Genomic DNA, 3,553 nt, shown 5'->3' on the forward strand with positions numbered 1-3,553 from the left:
GTGCGACTACATGGCCCGCTGCAAAGCCGGCTTCACCGACGCCCTGATCCACGAACTGGAAGCCAGCGGCCATCACAGCCCGGCCTTTGACCGCCTTATCCAACTGCGGGACGCCTGGGACTGTGGCCACCTGGATCTTCCCAACGTCACGGAGACGCAACCATGAGCCATATCCCACCCAGAAAAGATCAGGTGGAAGACAAAGAGCGCCGTTTCTACGTCTGCGCCCCGTCCTCCATCTACCTCCAGCTACAACAGGAAGCCATCCAACGTGGCACGGATCTCTGGACCCTCGGCGGTTCCGTCCTGACCGCATGGCTGGAGGCCGGCTGCCCGACCTTTGGCACTCAGGACCAACCCCCTGAAAAGTCTTCGAGTCCGCCCCCGTCATCGTCACCACTCGCGCACGAACAGGGGGCCGGACAGTGACCGTTACAAGGCTGGCGCGCAGCGCCAGGGCCGAAGGCCCCCTGGCCTTGTGGCGGGCTCTGGCTGGTCCACAGTGCGCATCCGGAGTGGTGAGGATGTCGGGGGAGGACGCCCGCCCCTTGATTCCGAACCATGAGCACAGGAGGCAAGCGGAGCGGCGAGTAGAGCCCGCCCCGAAGGGGTCGCAACACCCAACTCAAACCCTTTCCACCATCACCACCAGGAAAGGAAGTAACAGAAACCAGATACGAAATTTAAACCCCGGCAAAGCCGGATCAATCAACCAAGCAACAGCAACACCCGAAACCAAAACCAGAGGACACACCAAATGGAAAACTACCTGAACCTCATGATCATCGGCGCCACCCGCTACGACATCGACGGCAACCGGGGCGGTTCCCTTTGGGCCTATTCACCGGCAGAAGCGGACGACGACAACCGGGTCGGCAACACATCGACCAGCTGCGCAACCACGCCGGCAACCTGCCAAGCATGTTCACGGTTAAAGCCCAGATGAAAGCCGGGCAGGGCGGCAAGATCACCTTCAAGGCCCTGGAGCTCAAGCCCCAGGAACCCATCAAGAAAACCGCGTAACCAGGAACAGCAAGGCTGCCGGAAAAGGAGATCACCAGCATGGTTAAACGAGTCATCAGCACCGAACTGGGCACAGAACGCCGCTGCACCAAGTGCAACGAGTACTGGCCCGAAGACTCCGAATTCTTCTACAGCAGCAACGGGAAGATCCAGCAGCCCTGCAAAGCCTGTTACTGCGAACTGCCTTCCAGGAAAGCCCGGAAGGCCAACCAGGTGAAAGTGCAGCGGATCAAAGTGCCGCTGCACCTTCCCGCAAACATCAGCCTGAGGGCCAATGCATGACTCAGGCAAACACCGTCCAGAACTACCAATGCACCGGCACCCTGACCAGCGAGACCATCAACGGCAACGCAGTCATGGCCTGCAACGGAGGTACCTGGACGGTTCAAGAGATTCAGCAACAAGACATCGAAACGGTGTTTGCTGAATACCTTTCGCCGGATCCTGAAATGATCGGCTTGGTTATGGGTTCGGCCCTGGTCTTCTGGGCCATCGGAATCGGACTAAGCCGGGTTGTCCAGGTCATGCGAAAGGTCACTTAAACCAAACCGGAGAAAAAAGCCATGTCAGAAGTAATCGAAATGAAACAAGCAAAGAACGGCGTCTGGGCTCGTCGCAGCGCCAAAATCGGCACCGCCCTGGTAGCAGGCTTCGCAGCAGGCACCGCCGCTGCCGTTGATCACAGCACCGCGATCAACGACGCCTTCACCGACGGTTCCACCAACGTCACCACCGCCGTGACTGGCGTGATTGCCCTGGTCGCCATCGTGACCGGCCTGGGCATGATCGTCAGCATCCTGCGCCGGTAATGTTCACCGGTGTATTAATCGGGGCCCTCTGGGCCTCGATGTTTGCCCTCGGATACAACGGCAACTAACGCAAACCCAGAGGGCCGGACAACCGGCCCTTTTCAGTTCAAGGCCAGCCAAAGGAACCGTCAATGCGCACACTCGTTCAACACAGCCTCATCCTTTGGCTCTGCTTACTCGCCCTGCCCGCGTCCGCCGGCTTTCCTCCGCTGCCTGATGGCGCCGTTGTCCACTGGAGCAAAACCGGCGCAAAGTACTATTACGAGCCCCCTGGAATGACCGGCGCTACTCCTGCCGAAAATCTCTCAGACCAGGCGGCGACCTACGTGGACCAGTGTTCCCAACAGTATCCCGGTCTGACCTGCAGCATCCAGTCGTTCAATGATTCACCCGAATTCCAGTACAAAGTGGGCGACCAGGACTATATGCGCATGAACGGCGGTGCTCGCGTCATCGCCTCCCCGACTCAATGTGCCGCACTGACCCACGAACCCGACCCCATCACGGGCAACGTCGGCTCCACCAACGAAGACGACTGCTCCTGCGCCACCGGTTGGGTCTCCAGTGGTGAGGCCCCGGGCGTTGCCCCCTTTGACTGCCAGATCCCCGAACAGCAGCCCGAAGAATGCCTGGAAAACGGCCACATGTATGACCCCCGCAGCCAGCATTGCGTCACCGAATGCCCCAGCGGCCACCTGGACAACCAATGCCTCTCTGAGCCCGAAAACGAGTGCGACGAAACCTCACCCGACTTCGAAGGCACCATCGGCTGGGGCAGTAACCGCCGGAACGTCTGCAGCGGTGACAACCAATGCCAGGACAACGAAACCTACGCCTTCCGGGAAAACGCCGAAGGCTCCTGGTCCGGCCAATGCATCAGCAACGACTCCAACCCGCCCGTCTGCCCCAATGGCTTCGAAGGCGCCCTGATCATCACCGACGGCGGCTTTGCCTGCGAAGGCCTGAACCCCGAAGAAGGTGACGAAGACACCCCCGACGGGGACAGCGACGGAGACGGAGAAGCCGACACCAACGGCATGGCCAAACAGATCCAGGAAATCATCAAGAACCAGATCGAAGGCAACACCAACACCGACGCCATCAACGAAACCCTTAAGGGCATCGGCAAAAACATCAAAGACGGCACCAGCGCCATCACTGAAGCCATCGGCAACATCCCTGGCGGTGGTGGCGGCAACGGATCCGGTGGCGATGGATCAGGAGACGGAGAAGGCGACGGAGAACAGGAAGAACCCGTTACCTGGAGCGGTGATCCGATCGACACCGAACTGACCGATCCCACGGAAGACTACGACCAGGTCATGGCCGACTACCAGGCCAAGATCAACGAGATCAAAGGGGAAGTACAAGCCATGTTCAGCACCAACCTGAGCGGGGGCGGCTCCGTTGACGACAACACCAAAACCATCATGGGCGTCGACGTTAACTTCTCCCTCAACCGCTTCTTACCCGGCCTCGACATCCTCGGGGCCATCGTCCTGTTCTGCGCCGCGTTCATCAGCGCCGGCATTCTGTTCACCTCAAGGGGGTAACACCATGGAATTCATCGCCACCTTCTTCGACGCCATCTGGCAGTTCTTCAACAGCATCCCGGCCCTGATCGACGACTGGATGGTCAAGGCCGGCGCCTGGATCGTCATATCGGCCACCAAAGCCAAGATCGCCTTCATTGGTTACAGCTGGGAAGTGGCCCAGGAAGT

Annotated in this window: 6 protein-coding genes; all 6 read left to right on the forward strand. The window is 59.6% G+C overall.

Annotated elements, in window-relative coordinates; translation table 11 throughout:
* Positions 1 to 162: 162 nt before the first annotated feature.
* A complete protein-coding gene (locus KEHDKFFH_RS19880; RefSeq protein ID WP_104323503.1) occupies positions 163 to 429 on the forward strand; it encodes a hypothetical protein in 267 nt (88 codons plus the stop codon).
* 328 nt (positions 430 to 757) lie between these two features.
* The gene (locus tag KEHDKFFH_RS19885; RefSeq protein WP_241956577.1) at positions 758 to 946 is read left to right on the forward strand and encodes a hypothetical protein; all 189 of its coding nucleotides are present in this window, start codon (positions 758 to 760) and stop codon (positions 944 to 946) included.
* Positions 947 to 1,062: 116 nt separating this feature from the next.
* Positions 1,063 to 1,305, forward strand: coding sequence for a hypothetical protein (locus tag KEHDKFFH_RS19890; protein ID WP_104323504.1), 243 nt, complete (start codon positions 1,063 to 1,065; stop codon positions 1,303 to 1,305).
* Positions 1,302 to 1,565, forward strand: a complete 264-nt coding sequence (locus KEHDKFFH_RS19895; RefSeq protein WP_104323505.1) for a hypothetical protein — start codon at positions 1,302 to 1,304, stop codon at positions 1,563 to 1,565. The genes KEHDKFFH_RS19890 and KEHDKFFH_RS19895 overlap by 4 nt, the downstream gene beginning before the upstream one ends.
* Before the next feature lie 21 nt (positions 1,566 to 1,586).
* Positions 1,587 to 1,832, forward strand: coding sequence for a hypothetical protein (locus tag KEHDKFFH_RS19900; protein WP_198412837.1), 246 nt, complete (start codon positions 1,587 to 1,589; stop codon positions 1,830 to 1,832).
* Positions 1,833 to 1,963: 131 nt separating this feature from the next.
* Positions 1,964 to 3,385 (forward strand): hypothetical protein, encoded by a 1,422-nt coding sequence (locus KEHDKFFH_RS19905; protein WP_104323506.1) that lies wholly within the window; start codon positions 1,964 to 1,966, stop codon positions 3,383 to 3,385.
* The last annotated feature ends 168 nt before the right edge of the window (positions 3,386 to 3,553 follow it).

This window comes from Marinobacter maroccanus, from assembly GCF_002933275.1.
GTDB classification, from domain to species: Bacteria; Pseudomonadota; Gammaproteobacteria; order Pseudomonadales; family Oleiphilaceae; genus Marinobacter; species Marinobacter maroccanus.